This is a genomic window from Ramlibacter tataouinensis TTB310, assembly GCF_000215705.1.
Classification (GTDB): Bacteria; Pseudomonadota; Gammaproteobacteria; order Burkholderiales; family Burkholderiaceae_C; genus Ramlibacter; species Ramlibacter tataouinensis.
In genome coordinates this window covers 1,881,424-1,901,740 of the sequence record NC_015677.1, presented here as the reverse complement: position 1 = coordinate 1,901,740, position 20,317 = coordinate 1,881,424, and the positions used below count along the sequence as shown (strand labels likewise).

The following is a 20,317-nucleotide window of genomic DNA, read 5'->3' as shown; positions in this document are numbered from 1 at the left end:
TTGGCGAGGATCAGGCCTTCGCTTTCACATAACGACCCGGCGCGGGTTCGAGGACCTTGTACTTGCCCCGCCCGTACGATTTCGGCGCGGCAATCTGCTTGCCCGCGTGGGGCTTGAGCCAGGCGGACCAGTCGGTCCACCAGCTGCCGGGGTGCTCGGTCGCGCCCTCCAGCCACTCGGCATGGGTCTTGGGCAGCTGGTCGTTGGTCCAGTAGGACCGCTTCTTCTTGGCCGGCGGGTTGATCACGCCGGCGATGTGGCCCGAGGCGCCCATCACGAAGCGCTTCTTGCCCGACAGGTGGTTCACGGAGGCGTAGGCACCGCCGATGGGAACGATGTGGTCCTCGCGCGAGCCGTAGACGTAGGCCGGGATGTCGATCCTGCGCAGGTCGACCTTCTCGCCGCACACCGTGCACTTGCCCGGCTTGGCCAGGTTGTTCTCGAAGTAGGTGTTGCGCAGGTACCAGGCGTACATCGGGCCCGGCAGGTTGGTGGAGTCGCTGTTCCAGTACAGCAGGTCGAACGGCGGGGGCGTCTCGCCCTTGAGGTAGTTGCCCACCACGTAGTTCCACACCAGGTCGTTGGGCCGCAGGAAGCTGAAGGTGGAGGCCAGCTCCTGCCCCTTGAGCAGGCCGCTGCCGCCCATCTGCATCTCGCGGAACTTGACGAAGTTCTCGTCGATGAACAGCTGCAGCACGCCGGTGTCGCCGAAGTCCAGGAAGGTGGTCAGGAAGGTGACGCTCGCCAGCGGCTTCTCCCCCCGCGCGGCCTGAACCGCCAGGGCCGTGCCCAGGATGGTGCCGCCCACGCAGAAGCCCAGGGCGTTGATCTGCGGCGCCTGCGCGATCTCCTGCGTCACCTCGATGGCGCGCAGCGCGCCACCTTCGATGTAGTCGTCCCAGGTCTTGTCCTTGAGCGAATCGTCGGGGTTGCGCCAGCTCACCACGAAGGTGCGGTGGCCCTGTTCGACCAGGTAGCGCACCAGCGAGTTCTCGGGCTGCAGGTCCAGGATGTAGAACTTGTTGATGCAGGGCGGCACCACCAGGAAGGGGCGCTCGTACACCTTGGGCGTGAGCGGCTTGTACTCGATCAGCTGGAACAGCTCGTTCTCGAACACCACCGCGCCCTCGGTGGTGGCCACGTTGCGGCCGACCTCGAAGGCGCTCTCGTCGGTCATGGACACATGGCCCTGCTGGATGTCCTTGAGCAGGTTCTGCATGCCGCGGGCGATGCTCTCGCCTCGGGTCTCGACGGCCCTCTTCTGCGCCTCGGCGTTGAGGGCCATGAAGTTGCTGGGCGCCGAGGCCGCCATCCACTGCTCCACCGCGAAGCGCAGCCGCGCCTTGGTCTTCTCGTCGGCGTCGGCGGCTTCCGCCAGGCCCAGCAGCGTGCGTGCGTTGAGCAGGTAGACCGCCGCGGAGAACGAGGCCACCGGGTTGCTCGCCCAGGCGTCGCCGGCGAAGCGCTTGTCCCGGCCGACATTGCCGGCCAGGCCCTGGTTCCACAGCTCGGAGGCTTCCCTGACATAGGCCTGCTGCAGGGCCATCAGCTTGTCGGGCTGGAAGCTGAGCTTGGCGACGCCGGCCTGCGGACCGCCCAGGTCCATGCGCTGGAACGACTCCAGCGCCTTTTTCCAGCCCTCGCCCAGGTGTTCCTGGAACTGCTGCGTCGCCTGCGTCCAGTCTGCTTCAGAATTCATGCCGTTGTCTCCGATGTTCTTGCCGCGGCCGGGTCCGCCACAGTATCCCATCGTGGCCTTGCGCTTCGGAAGCAAACTGAAACTGAAACCCACGCATGTATATCGTCGCCCTGGGCTGGCTCTACGTTGCGCTGATGATGGCGGTGGCCGAGGCCACCCACAGCAGCGGCACGGTGCTGGGCGCCGTGTTCACCTTTTTGCTCTACGGTATCGCGCCGGTCGCGCTGGTGCTCTACCTGCTGGGCACGCCGGCACGCAAACGGGCGATCCGCGCGCGGCAAGCGGCTGAGCAGGCCGCCTGGGATGCAGCCCGGCAGGCGGGGCAGCCGGCCGGCTTAGGCCAGCCAGATGCTGGCGGCAAAGCGCCCGCTGAGCCGGTCCCGCCTGTGCGAAAAGAACCTTGAGGGGTTGCCGACCGTGCACCAGGCGGCGCCGCCGTCGTTGCCGTGGACGCGTGTCACGCCCAGCGCCTGCAGCCGGCGGCGCGCCAGGCCCGGCAGGTCGGCCAGCCACTTGCCGGGGGCGCCGCGGCGGAACAGCGCGGCCGCGCCGGCGTCCTGCGCTTCGAACGCGGCCTTGACCTCGGGCCCCACCTCGAACGCATCGGGGCCGATGCACGGGCCCAACCAGGCCAGGATCTCGGAAGGCTGGGCGCCAGCGGCAGCCCGTGCCAGCGCCTGCAAGCGCGCCACCACCGACTCCAGGATCCCCTGTCCCTGCGCACCCGCTAGGCCGCGCCAGCCGGCATGGGCCGCCGCCACGGCGCGCCCCGCCGCATCGCACAGCAGCACCGGCAGGCAGTCGGCCACCATGATGGTGCAGGCCAGGCCGCGCTCGGTGGTCACGCAGGCGTCGGCCGGCAAGCCGTCGCGCGCGTCAAGGCCCAGGACCGCGGTATGGCTGCCGTGCACCTGCTGCAGGAAGACCGGCCGTGCATCCAGCGCGCCGGCGAAGCGCGACCGGTTGGCCTGGACGGCGGCCGAATCGTCGCCCACGTGGTCCCCCAGGTTCATGCTGTCGTAGGGCGGGGCCGAGACGCCGCCGGCGCGCGTGCTGCACCAAGCCCGCACGCCGGGCGGGGCCGGCCACTGCGGCTGCACACCGTCCATGGCGCTCAGCCTTCGTTGTCGGGGCAGCTGGACGGCTGGGCTTTCTGGAAAGCCGGGTGCCGCATGCAGGCATCGAACGCCGCCATCGTGCGCGGCAGGCCGGAGAAGTCCACGTTGAAGCGTTGGCCGTTGAAGATCTGCGGCACCAGGCAGCAATCGGCCAGGGTGGGCGTGTCGCCCCAGCAGTAGGTGCCCGGCGGCAGCTGCGCCAGTTCGCGCTCGAAGGCCTCCAGACCGGTGCGCACCCAGTGGCGGTACCAGCCGTTCTTGGCCTCCTCCTCCACCTTCAGCTCCTTGACCAGGTACTTGAGCACGCGCAGGTTGTTCAGCGGATGGATCTCGCAGGCGATCAGCTGCGCCAGCGCCCGCACGCGGGCGCGCCCCAGGGCGTCGGTGGGCAGCAGCGGCGGCTGCGGATGGACCTCGTCCAGGTACTCGATGATGGCCATGGACTGCCCCAGCGCCTCGCCCGAGTCCGTAACCAGGGTGGGCACCAGCAGCGAGGGCGACACGGCGGCGTAGTGCGGCTGCTTGTGCTCGCCCTTGACCAGGTGCACGGGCAGATACTCGTACGCCAGGCCCTTGAGCTCGAGCGCGATGCGCACGCGGAACGATGCGGAGGAGCGGAAGTAGTTGTACAGCTTCATGGTGCGGCAAGCATAAACCTGCGCTCCGTGGATCAGCCGGAAGATGCCGCGGGCGGAGGCATCTTCTCGAATGTTTGCAGGGCCGGGTCCACCGGGTCCCAAGCGTGACCGCTTGCCAAGTACGTGACGAATTGCGGCTTGTACCGGCTGGGATCATCGAGACTCGCGGCATGCACGATGAACAGCTGCGGCATCGCGGGAAACGTCAGGTAGACCGGTGAACCGCAGACGGGACAGAAAGCGTGGCGCTTCACCGTGCCCCCGTCGCCGGTAACCTCCCATTGCCTGGCTTCTCCCGTCAGCCTCACGGCTGCGCGCGACGGGAACGTGAGATAGGAGCCGTGCCCGGTACCACTTCGGCGCTGGCAGTCGCGGCACTGGCAGTCGTTCATCACGATGGGTCCGCCAGTGACTTCGAATCGAATGGTTCCGCAAGCACATCCGCCGGTGTAGGCGTGGTTCATTGTTGGGTTCCTTGCTCGGGCCTGATGCGGGAATGGGGATGTCTAGTTGGGTTGTGCTCTGGGGCGCCGCACGGCGCGCACCTTGCCGCTGCCGCCGCCTCCGCAGTACAGCAGATCGGCGCCATCGGATTCGAGGCCGCTCACGCCGGTGCCGGGCGGCATCTGCAGCCTGTCGAGCACTTCACCGCTGCGCAGATCGACGCGGCGCAGCTCGCTCTCGTCGGCCTCCCAGGTGCCGTGCCACAGCTCGCCGTCCACCCAGGTCACGCCGGTGACGAAACGGTTGGATTCGATGGTGCGCTGGATGGCGCCGGTGGCGGGGTCGATCTGGTGGATCCTGCGGCCGCGGTAGTTGCCCACCCACAGGCTGCCCTCGGCCCAGGTCAGCCCGGAGTCGCCGCCGCCGCCGGGAGCCGGGATGGATGCCACCACGTCGCCCGTGGCGGGATCGATCTTGTCGATGCGCGACTCGGCGATCTGCCAGAGGTGCTTGCCGTCGAAGGCGGTGCCGGCATCGCCGGTGCGCTGCAGGGAGCGCGTGACCTCGCCGCTTCGGGGATCGATGGCCAGCAGTTGCGCGCCCGTGGCGGCCCACACGCGCGTGCCGTCGTAGCTGACGCCGTGCACCTGGGTCACGCCGGCGAACGGGCCGAACTCGCGCACGATCTCGGCCGGGCGCGCCGCGGGCTGGGGCGGGTGGCTGCGGGTCTTGGTGCTCATGGCGGGATTCCTTTCTTCGGCGCCTCGGGTCGGCGCGGTAAGAGGACTCTAGGCACCCGGCAGCGAAGCGGGGAGTAACAAGATTGTCGTGAAATCCACCAGCGGCGCAGCCAGCCAGCGGCGCGCGCGCGACTGGCCGATGCCGCGCACCTGGCCGGCGGCCTCGAGCTCGGCCACGGCGCGCTGCACGGTGCGCTGGCTGGTGCCCAGGGCCAGCGCCAGGGCGGAAGTCGACCACGCGGCGCCATCGGCGAGCAGGGCCACCAGCGAGGCCTGCTCGCCGTCGATGGGCGGGGCCAGCACGACGACTTCGCAGGCGGCCCGGGGCTGGAGCACGAAACCGCGCGGCGTCGCTTCGATGCCCGCCATGTCCCTGACGAGCGCGCGCAGGCGCCCGATCTCCACCCGCAGGCGCGCGCGATGCGTCTCGTCCGGGCGGCGGGTGCGGAACGCGGTCGCGATCAGCGCATCGCGCTCGGCGTCCTGCGGCCAGGCCTGCGCCAGCGAGCGCGCCAGCGCGAACAGGATGGGCCGCCGTGCCAGTGGCTGCCACGCGCCGGCCGTGGCGAGCCCGCGCCTGCAGGCATCCAGCACCAGCGCGCCGCCGGCGAGCAATGCCTCGATCTCATCCAGCCGCAAGGCCTGCGCGGTGCCGCCCGCGAGGCGCCGGGCCGCAGGCCGGTCGAGCGCGGCCCGCGCCTCGGCCACCTCCGCGATCAGCGACGGAATGCCGGCGCGATACGCGGCCTGGTGCGCGCGCGCCAGGGCTGCCTGGGCCGGGCCGGACCGCAGCGTGCGCAGGGCCAGCTCGGCGGCAGTGAGCTCGGCCACCGCCGCCAGTGCCGGCGGCAGGCCGCGTGGGTCGACGGCTTCCAGTGTGGCCGCGGCATCGGGCAGGCGACCGAGCAGCAGGAAGCGCCTGGCCGCCACCAGCCGTGCGTGCAGTGCATTGGCACGATCGCCGTGCTTGTCGAGCGTGCTCGACACCGTGGCCAGCACCCGGGGCGGGCCGCCCAGGTCGCGCATGGCCAGCGCGACTTCGGCCTCGGCCAGCACGCAGCGTGCACGTGCGACCTCCTCGTGCGGGCCGAACGCGCGGGCGGCACGCCGCAGGAGATCGCGTGCCCGCGCATGCTCGCCCAGCTGCGCCATCGCGATGCCGCGCAGCGCCAGCGCCGGCGGATCGTCGCGCAGCGCCACCCGCTTGAGCGCGCCGAGCGCGTCGCCGGCGGCGAGCGCGCGCGCGGAAGCGGCGATCAGGGCATCCATCGCGGGAGCCTACCTCGTCGGTCGAGGGCTTCGCCGGGCGCCGATCAGGCGAGGAAGCGGCGCGCCAGCGCCACCACCGCCGCGCCGACGACGGCGGCGATCACGTCCTTGCCGCTCAGCCGCATCACCACCGCCACGGCCACCAGGCCCAGCAGCTCGGGCGCGCGGCCCGACGACGCGGCCGGCGTGACGATGCCCACCATCACGCCCAGCGGCATGGCCTTGAGCGCCGCCTCCAGCCGCGGCGTGATGGGGACCCAGCCCATGAGCAGGTAGCCGGCCACCCGGCAGGCGTACGAGGCCGCGGCCATGGCCGCCAGGGCCAGGTAGAAACCCATTTCACCGCCCATCTCACCTCCCATGGCGCCAGGCTCCCATGGCGCCGGCCGCCAGGCCCGCGCCCACGATGTACCAGCCGCCGGGCACCAGCCGGTGCAGCAGCAGCGCCGTGACCCCCGCCACCGCCAGCACGGCCAGGTCGCCGCGTCCGCGCCAGACCGAGATGGCGATGGCCGCCGCGAAAGCCGGCAGCATGAAATCCAGTCCCCAGGCGCGCGGATCCGGCAGGCCGCTGGTGAGCAGGTGGCCCGCGACGGTGCCGCCCAGCCAGGGCAGCAGGCCGGCCAGGCCGCTGCCCAGCACGAAGCCGGCGTCGCGCTCGCCCCGCTCCCACTCACGCATGGACAGCACCCAGCTGCCGTCGCCCAGCAGGAACAGGCTGCCCAGGGCATGGCGGCGCGGCAGGGGCGCCAGCCAAGGCTGCAGCGCGGCGCCGTACAGCACGTAGCGCGCGTTGATGGCCAGGATGGTGAGCAGCAGCGCCGCCAGGCCCGAGGCGCTGGCCCAAACCTCCAGGGCCGCCAGCTGCGCGCTGCCGGAATAGACGAACACGCTCATGAGCAGGGCCTGCAGCCAGGACAGGCCGCGCTCGCCGGCCAGCACGCCGAACACCAGGCCATACAGCGCCACGCCCGGCGCCAGGGGCTGGGCCAGCACGAACCCGCGCCACACGCCGGCGCGCGTGAAACTGACGGGCGCGGCCGTCACCGCCCCACCACCAGGCGCATGGCGGGCAGGACCCGCTCGGTCTCGGCGCGGCGCTCCAGCGCCAGCCGCATGTTCATCTGCGCCACCTCGGTGTGCTCCATCGCCAGGGCCTGCGCCCGCGCGCCCTCGCCGCGCTGGAGCGCGTCGAACAGCATGTGGTGCTGCCGGTGCGCATAGCGCATCCAGTCCCAGTCCTGCGGCAGGGCCGACTGCATGGGCAGCATGGCCGAGGGCGGTGCGAACGGCAGGGAGTTGTTCAGGGCGACGGCGCGCTGCAGCGCCCGGTTGCCGCAGGCCTGCAGGATCAGGCCGTGGAAGCGGTCGTTCATCGCCGCGTAGCCGGCGTAGCTGTCGTAGTCGGGCTTCTTGGCGGCCAGCACGGCGTCGCCCTCCTCCAGGCAGGCCTGCAGGTCCAGCTGCAGCTGGCGGGGCAGCCCGTGCTCGGCCACCAGCCGCGCCGCCATGCCCTCCAGGTGGCCGCGCACCGCGATGGCGTCGGCCACCTCGCGCGGCGTGAAGCGGCGCACCAGGTACTTGCCGGCCTCGTTGGCTTCCACCAGGCCCTCCTGCTCCAGGGTGCCCAGCGCTGCGCGCACCGGGGTGCGCGAGGCGCCCAGCTGCTCGGCCAGCTGCTGTTCGGCCAGGCGCTGGCCGGGCTCGAACTCGCCGCTGAGGATGCGGTCGCGCAGCTGCATCAGCACGGTTTCTTGCAGGCTCATGCCAACGGACTGTACACTGAACCTCAATTTCGGTATACCGTTTGAAAGGACCGCGCGATGAAGGCCGAACAGAACGAACTGGTCACGCGCACTGGCCCCGGCACCGCCTGCGGCGCGCTGATGCGCCGCTACTGGCAGCCAGCCGCCCTGGTCGACGAGTTCGACCCGGCGCTGGATCCGCGCATGGCGCAGCGCCCGGTCAAGGCGGTGCGCCTGCTGGGCCAGGACCTGGTGCTGTTCAGGGACGACCAGGGCCGCTGGGGCCTGCTTGACCGCGACTGTCCGCACCGCAACGCCGACCTCTCGTTCGGCCGGCACGAGGGCGACGGCCTGCGCTGCCCCTTCCACGGCTGGAAGTTCGATGCCACCGGCCGCTGCCTGGAGACGCCGGCCGAGCCCCTGGGCAGCCGGCTGTGCGAGCGCGTCCGCCAGCGCAGCTACCCGGTGCTGGAGCGAAGCGGCATCCTGTTCGCCTGGCTGGGCGAGGAAGGGAGCACGCCCCCGCCCTTCCCCGCCTTCGACTGCTTCGCCGCGCCGGCCAGCCACACCTTCGCCTTCAAGGGCCTGTGGCACTGCAACTGGCTGCAGGCCTTCGAGGTGGGCATCGACCCGGCGCACCCGTCCTTCCTGCACCGCTTCCTGAACGACGCGGCGCTGGAGCAGGTCGGCGACAACGCGGCAGGCAAGCAGTTCCGCAGCGCCAGCGCCGGCGAGGCCGCCGGCGAGCGCTGGCCGATGACGCGCATCATGCGCGAGTTCCACCGCCCCGAGATCAGCTTCGAACCCAAGCCCTGGGGCCTGCAGCTCACGGCGCTGCGGCCCATGACCGACGAGCTCACGCACGTTCGCATCACCAACGCCATCTTCCCGCACACCTTCGTGATCCCGCTGTCGGAGACGCTGACCATCACCCAGATGCACGTGCCGGTGGACGACACCCGTACCTACTGGTATTCGGTCTTCACCAGCTTCGCCGGGCCGGTGGACAAGGCCGCGATGCGCAACCAGCGCACGCAGTACATCAGCCTGCCCGACTACATCCCCAATTCCGGCCGCCACAACCGCTGGGGCTTCAACGCCGACGAGCAGCGCAGCAGCACTTACCTGGGCATGGGCGAGGACGACATCAACGTGCACGACCAGTGGGCGGTGGAGAGCATGGGCCCCATCCAGGACCGCACGCGCGAGCACCTGGGCACCTCGGACAAGGTGATCATGGCCAACCGGCGCATGCTGCTGGCCGCCATCGAGTCGGTGAAAAACGGCGGCACGCCGCCGGGAGTGGGCGATGCCACGCTGGCCGGCCAGATGCACGGGCCCGACACGGTGGACGGCATCGCCCCGGCCGGCACCTGGCCTACTTGGTGGCGCGAGCGGGTCCAGGCCAAGCGCGAAGGCGCGCCGTGGACGCCCAAGGCCGCCACGACCGCCGAGCCGGCATGACGGCCAGCTTCGCCCAGCGCTGCGGCATCCACGACGCGGCGCGCGAGGACGCGCTGCAGCGGGCGGAGCAAGCGATCGCCGCCGGCGGCCTGGAGCTGGTGCGCTTCGCCTGGTGCGACCTGCATGGCGTCACGCGCGGCAAGACCCTGGTGGCCTCGGCCGCGGCGCAGGCGATGCGCGACGGCCTGGGCATGGTCAGCACGCTGATGCTCAAGGACACCTCGGACCGCACCGCGTTCAAGGTGTTCGAGCCGGGCGGCACCGCCAGCCTGCCGGGCTTCGGCTTCGCCAACAACCTGCTGCTGCTGGCCGACCCGGCGAGCCTGCGCACCCTGCCCTGGACCCCGGCCACCGGCTGGGTGCGGGCGCAGCCCTGGTTCGAGGACGCGACGCCGGTGGAGCTGGACACCCGCCGCGTGCTGGAGCGCGCCCTGGAGCGCCTGGCGGGCCGCGGCTGGGGCCTGCGCTGCGGCCTGGAAGTCGAGTTCCACATCTACCGCATCACCGATGCCGGCGACCAGCTGGACCCGGCGCAGGCCGCCTGGCCGGGGCTGCCGCCCCGGGTGGAACTGGTCCACCCGGGCTACAACCTGCTGGCCGAGAACTGGTACGACATGGCGGAGGAGCCGCTGCGCATCGTGCAGCACACGGCGCAGGCGCTCGGCCTGCCCCTGCTGTCGCTGGAGATCGAGCTGGGGCCCAGCCAGGTCGAGGCGGTGTTCCAGGCCACCGACGCCATGACCGCGGCGGACAACATGGTGCTGTTCCGCAACGGCGTTCGCCAGGCGCTGCGCCGTGCCGGCTACCACGCCAGCTTCATGTGCCGGCCGCCCTTCCCCAACATCATGTCCAGCGGCTGGCACCTGCACCAGTCGCTGGTGGCGCTGGACGGCGGCGCCAACCTGTTCCGACGCGAACAGCCGGAGCCGGGGGCGACGCCGGCCCAGGCCCGGCACACGCTCTCGGCGCTGGGCGAGCATTACCTGGCCGGGCTGCTGGAACACGCCCGCGGCATGGCGGTGTTCTGCACGCCCACGGTCAACGGCTTCGGCCGCTTCCGCCCGAACGCGCTCGCACCGCAGGCCGTGCTCTGGGGCCGCGACAACCGCGGCGCCATGCTGCGCGTGGTGGGCGCCTGCGGCGATGCCGGCACGCGCATCGAGAACCGTATCGGCGAGCCGGCGGCCAACCCCTACCTGTACCTGGCCTCGCAGATCCACGCCGGGCTGGACGGCATCGAGCGGCGGCGCGAGGCGCCCCCGGCCACCGAGGCGCCCTATGCCACCGGCGGCGTGATGCTGCCCACCGGCCTGGGCGAGGCGCTGGCCGCGCTGCGGCAGGACGAGGGCCTGGTGGCCGCGTTTGGCGCCCCCTTCATCGACTACTTCAGCCGCATCAAGCAATGCGAGCTGCAGCGCTGGGAAGCCGCCGAGGACAAGGACGACTTCCAGCGCCGCGAATACTTCAGCCGATTCTGATGATCACCGTCCGATTCATTGCATCCAGCGAAGGGCCGGAGCCTGCCGCCACCGAGGTCCGCTGCAAGACGGGGCAGAGCCTGATGCAGGCCGCGATGGCGGCCAACATCGCCGGCATCGAGGCCGACTGCGGCGGGCTGATGACCTGCGCCACCTGCCACGTCTACCTGCGCGAGCCGCATGCCGCCCGCCTCTCCGCGCCCGGCGAGGACGAGCTGGGCATGCTGGAGTTCACCGCCTCGCCGCGGCAGGCCAACAGCCGCCTGAGCTGCCAGATCGAGCTGACCGACGCCCTGGACGGGCTGGTCGTCGACCTGCCGCAGCGGCAGCACTGAGTTCGTGACGGACCTGTCCGGTCCCGCCCTCTACCGCGCCGCCACCCCCTGGCGCTCGCCGAGGTAGATTTCGACCCGGCGGTTGCGGGCGCGGCCGGCCTCGCTGCCGTTGTCGGCGATGGGCTCGCGCTCGCCACGTCCGGCAACCATGATGCGGCGTGGGTCCACCCCGCGGGCCGCCAGGTAGTCGCGCGCGGCCTGGGCCCGCTGCACCGACAGCGGATCGTTCACCGCGTCGGCGCCGGTGTTGTCGGTGTGACCGATGATGCGGACCTCCGTGTTCGGCTGGCCGGACAGGCCGGAGGCGAACTGGTCGAGGATGGGCCGCAGGTTGGGCTTGATGTCGGCCCGGCCGGTGTCGAAAGAGATGTCGCTGGGGATGTTCAGCTTCAGCTGGTTGTCCGGGGTCTGCGACACGGCCACGCCGGTGCCCACGGTGGCCCGCTCCATGGCCTGCTTGCGCTGCTCCATCTGGCGCGACCAGACATAGCCGCCCAGCGCGCCCACGCCGGCGCCGATCACGGCGCCCCGGCCCTCGCCGAGCGCACCGCCGGCGACGGCGCCCACGCCCGCGCCGATCGCCGTGTTGCGCGCGGTCGGGTTCATGGGCTGCAGCCCCATGTCGGCACAGCCGGCAACGAGCGCGGCAGCGGCCACGAGGCCCGGCAGCAGGCGGTTCGGCAGTCGGTTGGAAAGATTCATCGTTGCTCCTTGGTCACGATTTTCTGTATTGAACGCGAGCGCAGTCCGCAGGCGCACTGCCAACGGCTGACTTTGCGGTAGGACGAATCCTGCGGTCGGGCTCAGCCTTGGGCGTGCCCGGCCACCAGTTTACCCAGCAGCAACACCATCTGCTCGCGCTCGGCATCGTCCAGCGGCGCCACGATGCGCGCCTGCACCCGCGCCACCGCGCGCTTCATGCGCAGTGCGGCCTCGCGGCCCGCCGGCGTGATCCACAACAGCTTGCGGCGCCTGTCCTGGGCATCGGGCTCGCGCCGCACCCAGCCCTTGGCCTCCAGCCGGCCGATCACCGAGCCGAAGGTGGCCGCATCGAAGGCGACGCGCGAGGCCAGCGTCACCTGGTCCTCGCCGGGCTCGTCGATGAGCGCGTTGAGGATGGCGAACTGCACCGGCGTCACGTCGAAGGCCGCGGTCTCCTCCATGAAGATCGCCACCGCGACCTGGTGCGCGCGACGGATCAGGTGACCCGGCGCATGCTGGAAATCGAAGCTCTTGGCCATGGGAGCGGAGTGTACGGTCGGGTGCGGCCCCTTGCGGCGCCGGAATTTATATGTATGCTTATCAATCCATGGCACCAGCACTGCACTTCCTCGTGGCCGGCGGCGGCATCGGCGGCCTGGCCGCCGCCTGCGTGCTGGCGCGCGCCGGCCATCGCGTCACGGTGCTGGAGCAGTCGCAGGCCTTCGGCGAGATCGGCGCCGGCATCCAGCTCGGCCCCAACATCTTCAGGATGTTCGAGTACCTGGGCCTTGCGGCCGCCGTCGACCGCGTGGCCTTCTACCCCGCGGGGCTGGGCATGAACGACGTGCGCACCGGCGAGCGCGTGGTGCGCGTGCCGCTGGGCGAGGCGGCGCGCGCCGCCTATGGCTTCCCCTACGGTGTGATCTACCGCGCCGACCTGCACGCGGTGCTGCTCGAGGCCTGCCGCACGCTGCCGGGCGTCACGCTGCGCACCGCCGCCAAGGTCGATTCGTTCGGGCAGGACGATGCCGGCGTGCGCGTGCGGCTGGCCTCGGGCGAGGCCCTGGCCGGCGACGCTCTGGTGGGCGCCGACGGGCTGTGGAGCCGCATCCGCGAGGCGGTGGTCGGCGACGGCAAGCCGCGCGTCTCGGGCCACATCGCCTACCGCGCCGTGCTGCGGCGCGAAGAGGTGCCTGCGCACCTGTGGAGCGACGACGTGCTGCTGTGGGGCGGCGAGAAGACGCACCTGGTGCACTACCCGCTGCGCCGCGGCGAGCTGTTCAACCTGGTCGCCGTCTTCCACAGCAACAAGTACGACGAGGGCTGGAACACCTTCGGCGACAGCGCCGAGCTGAACGAGCGCTTCGCCCAGGCGGTGCCGCAGGTGCGCGAACTGCTGGCCAGGATCGAGACCTGGAAGATGTGGGTGCTGTGCGACCGCGAGCCGGTGAGGAACTGGTCGCAAGGCCGCGTCACCCTGCTGGGCGATGCCGCCCATCCGATGCTGCAGTACCTGGCGCAGGGCGCCGGCCAGGCGATCGAGGACGCGGTGGTGCTGGGCCGGGCGCTCAAGGCCGCCAGCAACGACCCGGCGCGGGCCTTCCAGCTGTACCAGGACGAGCGCTACCTGCGCACCGGCCGGGTGCAGCTGACCGCCCGCTTCTACGGCGACATCTACCATGCCTCGGGCGTGCAGCGCGAGCTGCGCAACCGGCTGTTCCAGTCCGGCCAGGAATCGGCGGGTTTCGCCGGCCTGCAGTGGATGTACAAAGGCATAGACCCCGAGCGCCTGTTCCAGCCATGAGCCAGCCATGACCCAGCCCGCCGCCCTGACCGAACCCAGCCGCCAGACGCCCGTGCTGGGCGAGTGGGACGTGGTCGTCCTGGGCGGCGGCCCGGCCGGCATGGCGGCCGCGGTGGCCGCCGCGCACGCCGGCCGCAGCACGCTGCTGATCGAGCGCTACGGCTTCCTGGGCGGCATGGGCACGGCCGCCGGCGTGACCAACTTCTGCGGCCTGCATGCCAACGTGCACGGCGACATCCGCCAGGTGGTGCACGGCGTGGCCGATGACCTGCTGGCGCGCATCGACCGGCTGGGCGGGCTGAACGCGCCCCATGCCCTGTTCGGCAAGACGGTGGCCCAGGCGTACGACACCGCCGCCTACAAGATCGCGGCCGACGACCTGCTGCTGTCGGCGGGGGTGCAGCTGCTGTTCCACGCGCTGGCCGTGGGCGTGGTGATGGAGGGCCCGCGCCAGCTGTCCGCGCTGCTGGTCGAGACCCGCTCCGGCCGGCGCGCCGTGCGCGGCCGCTGCTTCGTCGACGCCTCGGGCGACGGCGACCTGGCGGCCTGGGCCGGCGCTCCCTGGGAGCTGGGCGACGGGCAGGGCAACATGCTCTACCCCTCCACCATGTTCCGGCTCAACGGCATCGACCCGGCGCGTGCCGGCCGTGCCTGGGAGGCGATCCCCAAGCTGATGCTGCAGGCGCAGGCCGAGGGCCGCTACCGCTTCCCGCGCAAGACGCCCATCGTGCGGCCGCAAAAGAGCGGCATCGAGTGGCGCGTCAACCTGACCCAGCTGGCCAACCGCGACGGCAACGCGATGAACGGCGTCGATGCCGCCGAGCTGAGCGAGGCCGAGATCCTGGGGCGGCGCCAGATCGCCGAGGTCGCGGGTTTCCTGCGCGAGGTGCCCGGCTTCGAGGCCAGCTACATCGTGGACATCGCGCCGCAGGTGGGCATCCGTGAGACGCGGCGCGTGCGCGGGCTGTACCAGCTGACCGAAGCCGACGTGCTGGATTGCGCCAGCTTCGACGACACCGTCGGCGTCAACGGCTGGCCGCTGGAGCTGCACCTGAAGGGCGACGTGGAGTTCCGCTGGCCGCGGATCCCGGAAAGCCGCGGCTTCAACCACCTGCCCTACCGCATGACCGTGCCGGTCGGCTTCGACAACCTGTGGGTGGCCGGCCGCTGCGCCTCGATGAGCCACGAGGCGCAGTCGGCGGCCCGGGTCACCGGCGCCTGCTTTGTCATGGGCCAGGCGGCAGGCACCGCCGCGGATTTGGCCCTTTCCGCCGGCGTCCCCGCGGGCAGCGTGGACGTGGCCCAATTGCAGCAGCGGCTGGAAGCCGCCAGCGCCTACCTGGGACAAACCTGGTGAGCCGCGCCTGAAGGAGAGAAACCGCATGAACGCACCCAACAACGCCCTGCTGGCGCGCCAGCAGCTGTACCGCGACATGGACCCGCTGAACCTGACCCCGCTGTGGGAGGTGCTGCATGCGCTGGTTCCGCCGCAGCCCGCCTCCCCCTGCGTGCCCGCGCTGTGGAAGTACGGCCAGGTGCGGCCGTTCCTGATGCGCGCAGGCCAGGCCATCACGGCCGAGGAAGCGGTGCGGCGCGTGCTGATCCTGGAGAACCCGAAGCTGCGCGGCCAGTCGGCCGTCACCCAGTCGCTGTATGCCGGGCTGCAGCTGATCCTGCCGGGCGAGGTGGCGCCCAGCCACCGCCACACGCAGAGCGCGCTGCGCTTCATCGTCGAGGGCAGCGGCGCCTACACCGCGGTGGATGGCGAGCGCACCGCCATGCGTCCGGGCGACTTCATCATCACGCCGAGCTGGACCTTCCACGACCACGGCAGCGAGGCGGACGGCCCGGTGGTCTGGCTGGACGGGCTGGACATCCCCATGATCCGCTTCTTCGACGCCGGCTTCGCGCAGAACGGCACGGCGCGCGCGCAGGAGGTGACGCGCACCGAGGGCACCAGCTTCGCCCGCTATGGCCACAACATGGCGCCGGTGCGGCACGACCCGCCCTTCGGCGGCAAGACCTCGCCCCTGTTCAGCTATCCCTACGAGCGCAGCCGCGAGGCGCTCCAGCAGCTGGAGCGCCTCGCGCCCATCGACCCCTGGGACGGCGTCAAGCTGCGCTACCTGAACCCGCTGACCGGCGGCTCGCCCATGCCCACCATGGCCACCTTCATGCAGAAGCTGCCGGCGGGCTTCGCGGGCAAGGGCTGGCGCCAGACCGATGGTGCGGTCTACAGCGTGGTCGAGGGCGAAGCCGTGGTGCACGCCGAATCCCCCAGGGGCGAGACCTGGCGGTTCGAGGTCGCGGCGCGCGACCATTTCGTCATCCCCTCATGGCACACTGCCCGGCTTGAATCGGCCGCGGGTTGCGTGCTGTTCAGTTTCTCCGACCGCCCGGTGCACCAGGCCCTGGGCATTCACCAAGAAGAAAGGCTGTCATGAACTACGTCGTCTCCGCGCCGCCCGTGGTGTCCGTGCCCGTGGTGGGCCGCGCCGAGCGCTTCCCGGTCCGCCGCGTCTACTGCGTGGGCCGCAACTACGAGGAGCATGCCAAGGAGATGGGCTTCACCGGCCGCGAGCCGCCCTTCTTCTTCCTCAAGCCGGCCGACGCCGTGGTGCCGGTGGAAGCCGGCAAGACCGGTGCGATCCGCTACCCGACCCTGACCAAGAACCTGCACCACGAGATCGAGCTGGTGGCGGCGATCGGCACCGGCGGGCGCAACATCAAGGCGGCCGACGCGCTCAAGCACATCTTCGGCTACGCCGTCGGCCTGGACATGACCCGGCGCGACCTGCAGGGCGAGATGAAGAAGCAGGGGCGCCCCTGGGACATCGGCAAGGGCTTCGACCAGTCCGCGCCCATGGGGCCGATCACCCCGGCGGCACAGGCCGGCAACATCCAGCAGGCCGAGATCTTCCTGCAGGTCAACGGCCAGGACCGGCAACGCAGCAGCATCTCCAAGCTGATCTGGAACATCGCCGAGACCATCGAGCACCTGTCGGCGGCCTGGGAGCTGCAGCCGGGCGACCTGATCTTTACCGGGACGCCCGAAGGGGTGGCCGCGGTGGTGGCCGGCGACACCCTGGCCGGCGGCGTGGCGGGACTGGAGCCGCTGACGGTGAAGGTGCAGCCGGCCTGAAGCCGGCCCGGCGCATGCGCGATGATCGAGCAGCGCGTTCGATCATCGAACAGGGACCGCGCGCAGCCACCCCTGAACCGACCCGGGGCTCGACAATCGCGCAGAAGAACGAAGGAGACCTGGCTTTGTTCGTACTGGAAAAGCTGGCCAAGCTGTGCGCCATCCTGGCCGGCGTGCTGCTGACCGCCATCACGCTCTTGACCTGCGGTAGCCTGATCGGCCGCAACACGACCGGTGACTCCATCGTCGGCGCGTTCGAGCTGACCGCGGTGGCAGCCGGCGCGGCCATCGCGCTGTTCATGCCGCTGTGCCAGGCCCGGCGCGGCAACATCATCGTCGACTTCTTCACCGCGGGCCTGCGGCCCGCCGTCAACGACAGGCTGGACCGGCTGGGCGCCCTGCTGCTGGCCCTGATCTTCGGCCTGCTGACCTGGCGCACCGCGCTGGGCGGCCTGAACAGCTACAACACCGGCTCCGAGACGCAGATCATGGGCTTCCCGGAATGGGTGGTCTACGCCGTCATGACGCCGGCCTTCGTGCTGGCCGGGCTGATCGCCCTGCACCAGGCGGTGTTCGGCTTCCGCACCGAAGAGGCCGGCGAGGCGGCCATATGAGACGCCCGGCCGCTCCGAAGTCTCATGGCACCGCAGCCCGCAGGGCGGAGGTTATCGAATGAGCTCGCTCGGCCTCACCGCCCTGATCTTCGGCAGCATGCTGGCCCTGATGGCCATCCGGGTGCCGATCGCCGTCAGCATGTTCAGCGCCGGCACCATCGGCTACCTGGTGCAGACCGGCTGGCTGCCCTTCGCCAACTTCCTGAACACGCAGGCCTTCGCTCGCTTCGCCAGCTACGACCTCTCGGTCATCCCGCTGTTCATCCTGATGGGGCATTTCGCCACCAAGGGCGGGATCAGCAAGTCGCTGTTCGAGTTCGCCGCCGCCGTCATGGGCCGCTTCAAGGGCGGCCTGGCGATGGCCTCGCTGCTGGCCTGTGCGGCCTTCGGCGCGATCAGCGGCTCGTCGGTGGCCACGGCTGCCACCATCACCGGCGTGGCGCTGCCGGAGATGCGCCGCCACGGCTACTCGGGCCGCATCGCCACCGGCACGCTGGCCGCCGGCGGCACCCTGGGCATCCAGCTGCCGCCGTCCATCGTGCTGGTGATCTACGCGATCTTGACCGAGCAGAACATCAGCAAGCTGTTCGCCGCCGCCATCCTGCCCGGCCTCATCGCCATGGTCGGCTACATGGTCGCCGTGGCCATCTACGTGCGGGCCGTGCCCGGCCACGCGCCCGAGGTCGAGGACGCGCCGCCGCCGCTGACGCTGCGCTCGCTGCTGGGCGTGCTGCCCATCGCGGTGATCTTCGCCCTGGTGTTCGGCGGCATCTACGGCGGCTTCTTCACGCCCACCGAGGGCGCGGCCGTAGGCGCCGCGTCGACCTTCCTCACGGCCCTGGGCAAGGGCGAGATGAGCCTGGCCAAGTTCAGGGACTGCTTCTACGGCACGGCCGTCAGCGCCGCCATGATCTTCCTGATCTTCCTGGGCGCCGACCTGATGAACGCCGCCCTGGCCCTGACCCAGGTGCCGAACCAGCTGGCCGCGGTGGTGGGCGGCTGGGGCCTGTCGCCCCTGGTCGTGGTGGTAGCCATCCTGCTGTTCTACGTGCTGCTGGGCGCCGTGATGGACGAGCTGTCCATGCTGCTGCTCACCATCCCCATCTTCTTCCCCATCATCATCGGCCTGGACTTCGGCATGCCCCGGGAATCGGTCGCCATCTGGTTCGGCATCATGGTGCTGATGACCGTGGGCTTCGGGCTGATCGCGCCGCCGGTGGGCCTGAACGTCTACATCGTCAACGGCCTGGCCAAGGACGTGCCCATGGGCGAGACCTACCGCGGCGTCCTGCCGTTCCTGGTCAGCGACGTGCTGCGCACCCTGCTGTTCCTGTTCTTCCCGATCATCCCGCTCTGGCTGGTCGGCTTCATCCGCTAGTCCCCGGCGCGGGCGGCTTACGGGAAAGCCCCGGAACCGTCCCGTGCGCTTTGCGTTTAACTTCGGCCCCAAGGAGAACCCCATGATCCCACGTCGAACCCTTCTGAAATCGGGCGCCGCCGCTGCCCTGGGCGGCAGCGCCCTCACCGGCTTCGCCCAGCAGTCGGTCACGCTGAAGTTCCACACCTTCATGGCGCCGCAGTCCAACGTGTGGCTGAGCATGCACAAGCCGTGGATGGACAAGGTCGAGAAGGACTCCGGCGGCCGCATCAAGTTCGAGGCCTACCCGGCCATGCAGCTGGGCGGCACGCCGGTGCAGCTGTACGACCAGGCCAAGGACGGCGTGGTGGACGTGGTGTGGACGCTGCCGGGCAACACCGCCGGGCGCTTCCCGCGGGTGGAGGTCTTCGAGCTGCCGTTCATGATGACCAATGCCGAGGCCACGTCCAAGGCCTACTGGGAGTACGTGCAGACCGTGGCGGCCGACGAGTTCAAGGACACGCAGGTGATCGCGCTGCAGGTGCACGGCCCCGGCGTGATCCACACCGCCGACAAGCCGGTCAAGTCGGTGAACGACATGCGCGGCCTCAAGGTGCGCGCGCCCACCCGCCAGGTCACCAAGCTGGTGGCCGCCCTGGGCGCCACGCCGGTGGGCATGCCGCTGCCGCAGATCCCCGACGCGCTGAGCAAGGGCACCATCAACGGCTGCGTGATCCCCTGGGAGGTCGTGCCCTCGGTCAAGGTGAACGAGCTGACCAAGTACCACGCCGAGTTCGACCCGGCCGGCGGCTCGCTCTACACCACCACCTTCGTGATGGCGATGAACAAGGCCAAGTACGACTCGCTGCCGCCCGACCTGAAGAAGGTCATCGACGCCAACTCCGGCATGGCCACCTCGGCCTGGCTGGGCAAGACGCAGCAGGGCAACGACCCGGTGGGCCGCAAGTCGGCCTCCGAGCGCGGCAACAACATCTTCACCGTCAGCGCTGCGGAGGCGCAGGAGTTCCGTCGCCGCTCGCGCACCATCGAGGCGGAATGGGTGGAGGACATGAACAAGCGCGGCTTCGACGGCCGCAAGCTGCTGGACACGGCGCGCGGCCTGATCGACAAGCACACGAAGTCCACCAAGGCCTGAGCGCCGCAGGCGGCCTTGCCGGCAGGGCTCCTGCGGGAGCCCTTTTCTTTCTTACACTGGCCGGATGCTGCGCAGCCCCATCAAACATTGCCGCAACTGCGGCACGGCGGTGGTCTACCGGGTGCCGGACGACGGGGACACGCGCGAGCGCGCCGTCTGCCCGGCCTGCGACACCATCCACTACGAAAACCCGCTCAACGTGGTCGGCACCGTGCCCTACTGGGGCGAGCGGGTGCTGCTGTGCAAGCGCAACATCGAGCCGCGCCGGGGCAAGTGGACCCTGCCGGCGGGCTTCATGGAACTGGGCGAGACCACGGCGCAGGGCGCGGCCCGCGAAACCGTGGAAGAGGCCGGTGCGCAGTTCGAGATGGAAGGACTGCTGTCGCTTCTGAGCGTGCCGCGCGTCGGCCAGGTGCACCTGTTCTACCGGGCGCGGCTGCTCAGCGATCGGTTCGAGCCCGGCGCGGAAACCATAGAAGCCCGGCTGTTCGCCGAGGACGAGGTGCCCTGGGAGGAGATCGCCTTCCGCACCGTGAGGGAGACCCTGGTCTTCTACTTCGACGACCGCCGGCGCGGCTGCTTCGACGTCCACACCTTGGACGTCACCTAGCC

23 protein-coding genes are annotated in these 20,317 nt (G+C 70.7%); 12 read left to right on the top strand and 11 right to left on the bottom strand.

Going from position 1 to position 20,317, the window contains the following annotated elements; genetic code table 11:
- Positions 1 to 10: 10 nt before the first annotated feature.
- Positions 11 to 1,699 carry a class I poly(R)-hydroxyalkanoic acid synthase gene (phaC, locus tag RTA_RS09275; protein ID WP_041675259.1) on the bottom strand — a complete coding sequence of 563 codons (1,689 nt, stop codon included), beginning with the start codon at positions 1,697 to 1,699 and terminating at the stop codon, positions 11 to 13.
- Between the two features lie 95 nt (positions 1,700 to 1,794).
- Between phaC and RTA_RS20210 the strand changes: the two genes are divergently transcribed.
- Positions 1,795 to 2,103: a hypothetical protein gene (locus RTA_RS20210; RefSeq protein ID WP_081466248.1), complete on the top strand. Its 309-nt coding sequence runs from the start codon at positions 1,795 to 1,797 to the stop codon at positions 2,101 to 2,103.
- Here RTA_RS20210 and pgeF read toward each other — a convergent pair.
- From pgeF to RTA_RS09240, 8 genes are read right to left on the bottom strand one after another with little or no spacing between them, the layout of a single operon-like run.
- Positions 2,035 to 2,808, bottom strand: a complete 774-nt coding sequence (gene pgeF / locus RTA_RS09270) for a peptidoglycan editing factor PgeF (protein ID WP_013901130.1) — start codon at positions 2,806 to 2,808, stop codon at positions 2,035 to 2,037. The genes RTA_RS20210 and pgeF overlap by 69 nt on opposite strands.
- A gap of 5 nt (positions 2,809 to 2,813) precedes the next feature.
- A complete protein-coding gene (gene maiA, locus RTA_RS09265; RefSeq protein ID WP_013901129.1) occupies positions 2,814 to 3,455 on the bottom strand; it encodes a maleylacetoacetate isomerase in 642 nt (213 codons plus the stop codon).
- Positions 3,456 to 3,487: 32 nt separating this feature from the next.
- Positions 3,488 to 3,919 (bottom strand): GFA family protein, encoded by a 432-nt coding sequence (locus tag RTA_RS20205; protein WP_013901128.1) that lies wholly within the window; start codon positions 3,917 to 3,919, stop codon positions 3,488 to 3,490.
- Between the two features lie 42 nt (positions 3,920 to 3,961).
- Positions 3,962 to 4,639, bottom strand: a complete 678-nt coding sequence (locus RTA_RS09260; protein WP_013901127.1) for a Vgb family protein — start codon at positions 4,637 to 4,639, stop codon at positions 3,962 to 3,964.
- A 48-nt stretch (positions 4,640 to 4,687) separates the two neighbouring features.
- Positions 4,688 to 5,908, bottom strand: a complete 1,221-nt coding sequence (locus tag RTA_RS09255) for a hypothetical protein (protein WP_013901126.1) — start codon at positions 5,906 to 5,908, stop codon at positions 4,688 to 4,690.
- Between the two features lie 44 nt (positions 5,909 to 5,952).
- Entirely contained in the window at positions 5,953 to 6,258 is a 306-nt protein-coding gene (locus RTA_RS09250; RefSeq protein WP_143762941.1) for an AzlD family protein, read from the bottom strand.
- A gap of 1 nt (position 6,259) precedes the next feature.
- Positions 6,260 to 6,955: an AzlC family ABC transporter permease gene (locus RTA_RS09245; protein WP_013901124.1), complete on the bottom strand. Its 696-nt coding sequence runs from the start codon at positions 6,953 to 6,955 to the stop codon at positions 6,260 to 6,262.
- Positions 6,952 to 7,674 carry a GntR family transcriptional regulator gene (locus tag RTA_RS09240; RefSeq protein ID WP_041675257.1) on the bottom strand — a complete coding sequence of 241 codons (723 nt, stop codon included), beginning with the start codon at positions 7,672 to 7,674 and terminating at the stop codon, positions 6,952 to 6,954. Before RTA_RS09240 ends, RTA_RS09245 begins: the two co-directional genes overlap by 4 nt.
- Before the next feature lie 57 nt (positions 7,675 to 7,731).
- Here RTA_RS09240 and RTA_RS09235 point away from each other — a divergent pair, with 57 nt between their 5' ends.
- Genes RTA_RS09235 through RTA_RS09225 form a run of 3 tightly spaced genes read left to right on the top strand, consistent with a single transcriptional unit; the run spans position 7,732 to position 10,930 of the window.
- The gene (locus tag RTA_RS09235; RefSeq protein WP_013901122.1) at positions 7,732 to 9,117 is read left to right on the top strand and encodes a Rieske 2Fe-2S domain-containing protein; all 1,386 of its coding nucleotides are present in this window, start codon (positions 7,732 to 7,734) and stop codon (positions 9,115 to 9,117) included.
- On the top strand, positions 9,114 to 10,595 hold the full coding sequence (locus tag RTA_RS09230) for a glutamine synthetase family protein (protein ID WP_013901121.1): 1,482 nt from the start codon (positions 9,114 to 9,116) through the stop codon (positions 10,593 to 10,595). Before RTA_RS09235 ends, RTA_RS09230 begins: the two co-directional genes overlap by 4 nt.
- Positions 10,595 to 10,930, top strand: a complete 336-nt coding sequence (locus RTA_RS09225; protein WP_041675256.1) for a 2Fe-2S iron-sulfur cluster-binding protein — start codon at positions 10,595 to 10,597, stop codon at positions 10,928 to 10,930. The genes RTA_RS09230 and RTA_RS09225 overlap by 1 nt, the downstream gene beginning before the upstream one ends.
- A 30-nt stretch (positions 10,931 to 10,960) precedes the next feature.
- Here RTA_RS09225 and RTA_RS09220 read toward each other — a convergent pair whose 3' ends face one another.
- Together RTA_RS09220 and RTA_RS09215 are read right to left on the bottom strand one after the other, a co-directional pair.
- Positions 10,961 to 11,632: a YiaD family glycine zipper/OmpA-like lipoprotein gene (locus tag RTA_RS09220; protein ID WP_013901119.1), complete on the bottom strand. Its 672-nt coding sequence runs from the start codon at positions 11,630 to 11,632 to the stop codon at positions 10,961 to 10,963.
- Between the two features lie 101 nt (positions 11,633 to 11,733).
- On the bottom strand, positions 11,734 to 12,171 hold the full coding sequence (locus tag RTA_RS09215; RefSeq protein WP_041675255.1) for a MarR family winged helix-turn-helix transcriptional regulator: 438 nt from the start codon (positions 12,169 to 12,171) through the stop codon (positions 11,734 to 11,736).
- A gap of 68 nt (positions 12,172 to 12,239) precedes the next feature.
- Between RTA_RS09215 and RTA_RS09210 the strand changes: the two genes are divergently transcribed.
- The 8 genes from RTA_RS09210 (at position 12,240) to RTA_RS09175 (ending at position 20,315) form a co-directional block, all read left to right on the top strand.
- A complete protein-coding gene (locus RTA_RS09210) occupies positions 12,240 to 13,436 on the top strand; it encodes a 3-hydroxybenzoate 6-monooxygenase (RefSeq protein ID WP_041675253.1) in 1,197 nt (398 codons plus the stop codon).
- A gap of 7 nt (positions 13,437 to 13,443) precedes the next feature.
- Positions 13,444 to 14,793: an FAD-dependent oxidoreductase gene (locus RTA_RS09205; RefSeq protein ID WP_013901116.1), complete on the top strand. Its 1,350-nt coding sequence runs from the start codon at positions 13,444 to 13,446 to the stop codon at positions 14,791 to 14,793.
- A 25-nt stretch (positions 14,794 to 14,818) separates the two neighbouring features.
- Positions 14,819 to 15,880: a gentisate 1,2-dioxygenase gene (gene gtdA / locus RTA_RS09200; RefSeq protein WP_013901115.1), complete on the top strand. Its 1,062-nt coding sequence runs from the start codon at positions 14,819 to 14,821 to the stop codon at positions 15,878 to 15,880.
- Positions 15,877 to 16,578, top strand: coding sequence for a fumarylacetoacetate hydrolase family protein (locus RTA_RS09195; protein ID WP_013901114.1), 702 nt, complete (start codon positions 15,877 to 15,879; stop codon positions 16,576 to 16,578). Before gtdA ends, RTA_RS09195 begins: the two co-directional genes overlap by 4 nt.
- Before the next feature lie 125 nt (positions 16,579 to 16,703).
- A complete protein-coding gene (locus RTA_RS09190) occupies positions 16,704 to 17,192 on the top strand; it encodes a TRAP transporter small permease (protein ID WP_013901113.1) in 489 nt (162 codons plus the stop codon).
- 58 nt (positions 17,193 to 17,250) lie between these two features.
- The gene (locus RTA_RS09185) at positions 17,251 to 18,570 is read left to right on the top strand and encodes a TRAP transporter large permease (protein ID WP_013901112.1); all 1,320 of its coding nucleotides are present in this window, start codon (positions 17,251 to 17,253) and stop codon (positions 18,568 to 18,570) included.
- An 82-nt stretch (positions 18,571 to 18,652) separates the two neighbouring features.
- Positions 18,653 to 19,705 carry a TRAP transporter substrate-binding protein gene (locus RTA_RS09180; protein ID WP_013901111.1) on the top strand — a complete coding sequence of 351 codons (1,053 nt, stop codon included), beginning with the start codon at positions 18,653 to 18,655 and terminating at the stop codon, positions 19,703 to 19,705.
- Positions 19,706 to 19,769: 64 nt separating this feature from the next.
- Positions 19,770 to 20,315 carry an NUDIX hydrolase gene (locus tag RTA_RS09175; protein WP_041675251.1) on the top strand — a complete coding sequence of 182 codons (546 nt, stop codon included), beginning with the start codon at positions 19,770 to 19,772 and terminating at the stop codon, positions 20,313 to 20,315.
- Positions 20,316 to 20,317: the final 2 nt, after the last annotated feature.

Bases quoted from the DNA above. Each gene is read 5' to 3' on its own strand.
- phaC (WP_041675259.1), bottom strand. From the start codon at position 1,699: ATGAATTCTGAAGCAGACTGGACGCAGGCGACGCAGCAGTTCCAGGAA.
- RTA_RS20210 (WP_081466248.1), top strand. From the start codon at position 1,795: ATGTATATCGTCGCCCTGGGCTGGCTCTACGTTGCGCTGATGATGGCG.
- pgeF (WP_013901130.1), bottom strand. From the start codon at position 2,808: ATGGACGGTGTGCAGCCGCAGTGGCCGGCCCCGCCCGGCGTGCGGGCT.
- maiA (WP_013901129.1), bottom strand. From the start codon at position 3,455: ATGAAGCTGTACAACTACTTCCGCTCCTCCGCATCGTTCCGCGTGCGC.
- RTA_RS20205 (WP_013901128.1), bottom strand. From the start codon at position 3,919: ATGAACCACGCCTACACCGGCGGATGTGCTTGCGGAACCATTCGATTC.
- RTA_RS09260 (WP_013901127.1), bottom strand. From the start codon at position 4,639: ATGAGCACCAAGACCCGCAGCCACCCGCCCCAGCCCGCGGCGCGCCCG.
- RTA_RS09255 (WP_013901126.1), bottom strand. From the start codon at position 5,908: ATGGATGCCCTGATCGCCGCTTCCGCGCGCGCGCTCGCCGCCGGCGAC.
- RTA_RS09250 (WP_143762941.1), bottom strand. From the start codon at position 6,258: ATGGGCGGTGAAATGGGTTTCTACCTGGCCCTGGCGGCCATGGCCGCG.
- RTA_RS09240 (WP_041675257.1), bottom strand. From the start codon at position 7,674: ATGAGCCTGCAAGAAACCGTGCTGATGCAGCTGCGCGACCGCATCCTC.
- RTA_RS09235 (WP_013901122.1), top strand. From the start codon at position 7,732: ATGAAGGCCGAACAGAACGAACTGGTCACGCGCACTGGCCCCGGCACC.
- RTA_RS09230 (WP_013901121.1), top strand. From the start codon at position 9,114: ATGACGGCCAGCTTCGCCCAGCGCTGCGGCATCCACGACGCGGCGCGC.
- RTA_RS09225 (WP_041675256.1), top strand. From the start codon at position 10,595: ATGATCACCGTCCGATTCATTGCATCCAGCGAAGGGCCGGAGCCTGCC.
- RTA_RS09220 (WP_013901119.1), bottom strand. From the start codon at position 11,632: ATGAATCTTTCCAACCGACTGCCGAACCGCCTGCTGCCGGGCCTCGTG.
- RTA_RS09215 (WP_041675255.1), bottom strand. From the start codon at position 12,171: ATGGCCAAGAGCTTCGATTTCCAGCATGCGCCGGGTCACCTGATCCGT.
- RTA_RS09210 (WP_041675253.1), top strand. From the start codon at position 12,240: ATGGCACCAGCACTGCACTTCCTCGTGGCCGGCGGCGGCATCGGCGGC.
- RTA_RS09205 (WP_013901116.1), top strand. From the start codon at position 13,444: ATGACCCAGCCCGCCGCCCTGACCGAACCCAGCCGCCAGACGCCCGTG.
- gtdA (WP_013901115.1), top strand. From the start codon at position 14,819: ATGAACGCACCCAACAACGCCCTGCTGGCGCGCCAGCAGCTGTACCGC.
- RTA_RS09195 (WP_013901114.1), top strand. From the start codon at position 15,877: ATGAACTACGTCGTCTCCGCGCCGCCCGTGGTGTCCGTGCCCGTGGTG.
- RTA_RS09185 (WP_013901112.1), top strand. From the start codon at position 17,251: ATGAGCTCGCTCGGCCTCACCGCCCTGATCTTCGGCAGCATGCTGGCC.
- RTA_RS09180 (WP_013901111.1), top strand. From the start codon at position 18,653: ATGATCCCACGTCGAACCCTTCTGAAATCGGGCGCCGCCGCTGCCCTG.
- RTA_RS09175 (WP_041675251.1), top strand. From the start codon at position 19,770: ATGCTGCGCAGCCCCATCAAACATTGCCGCAACTGCGGCACGGCGGTG.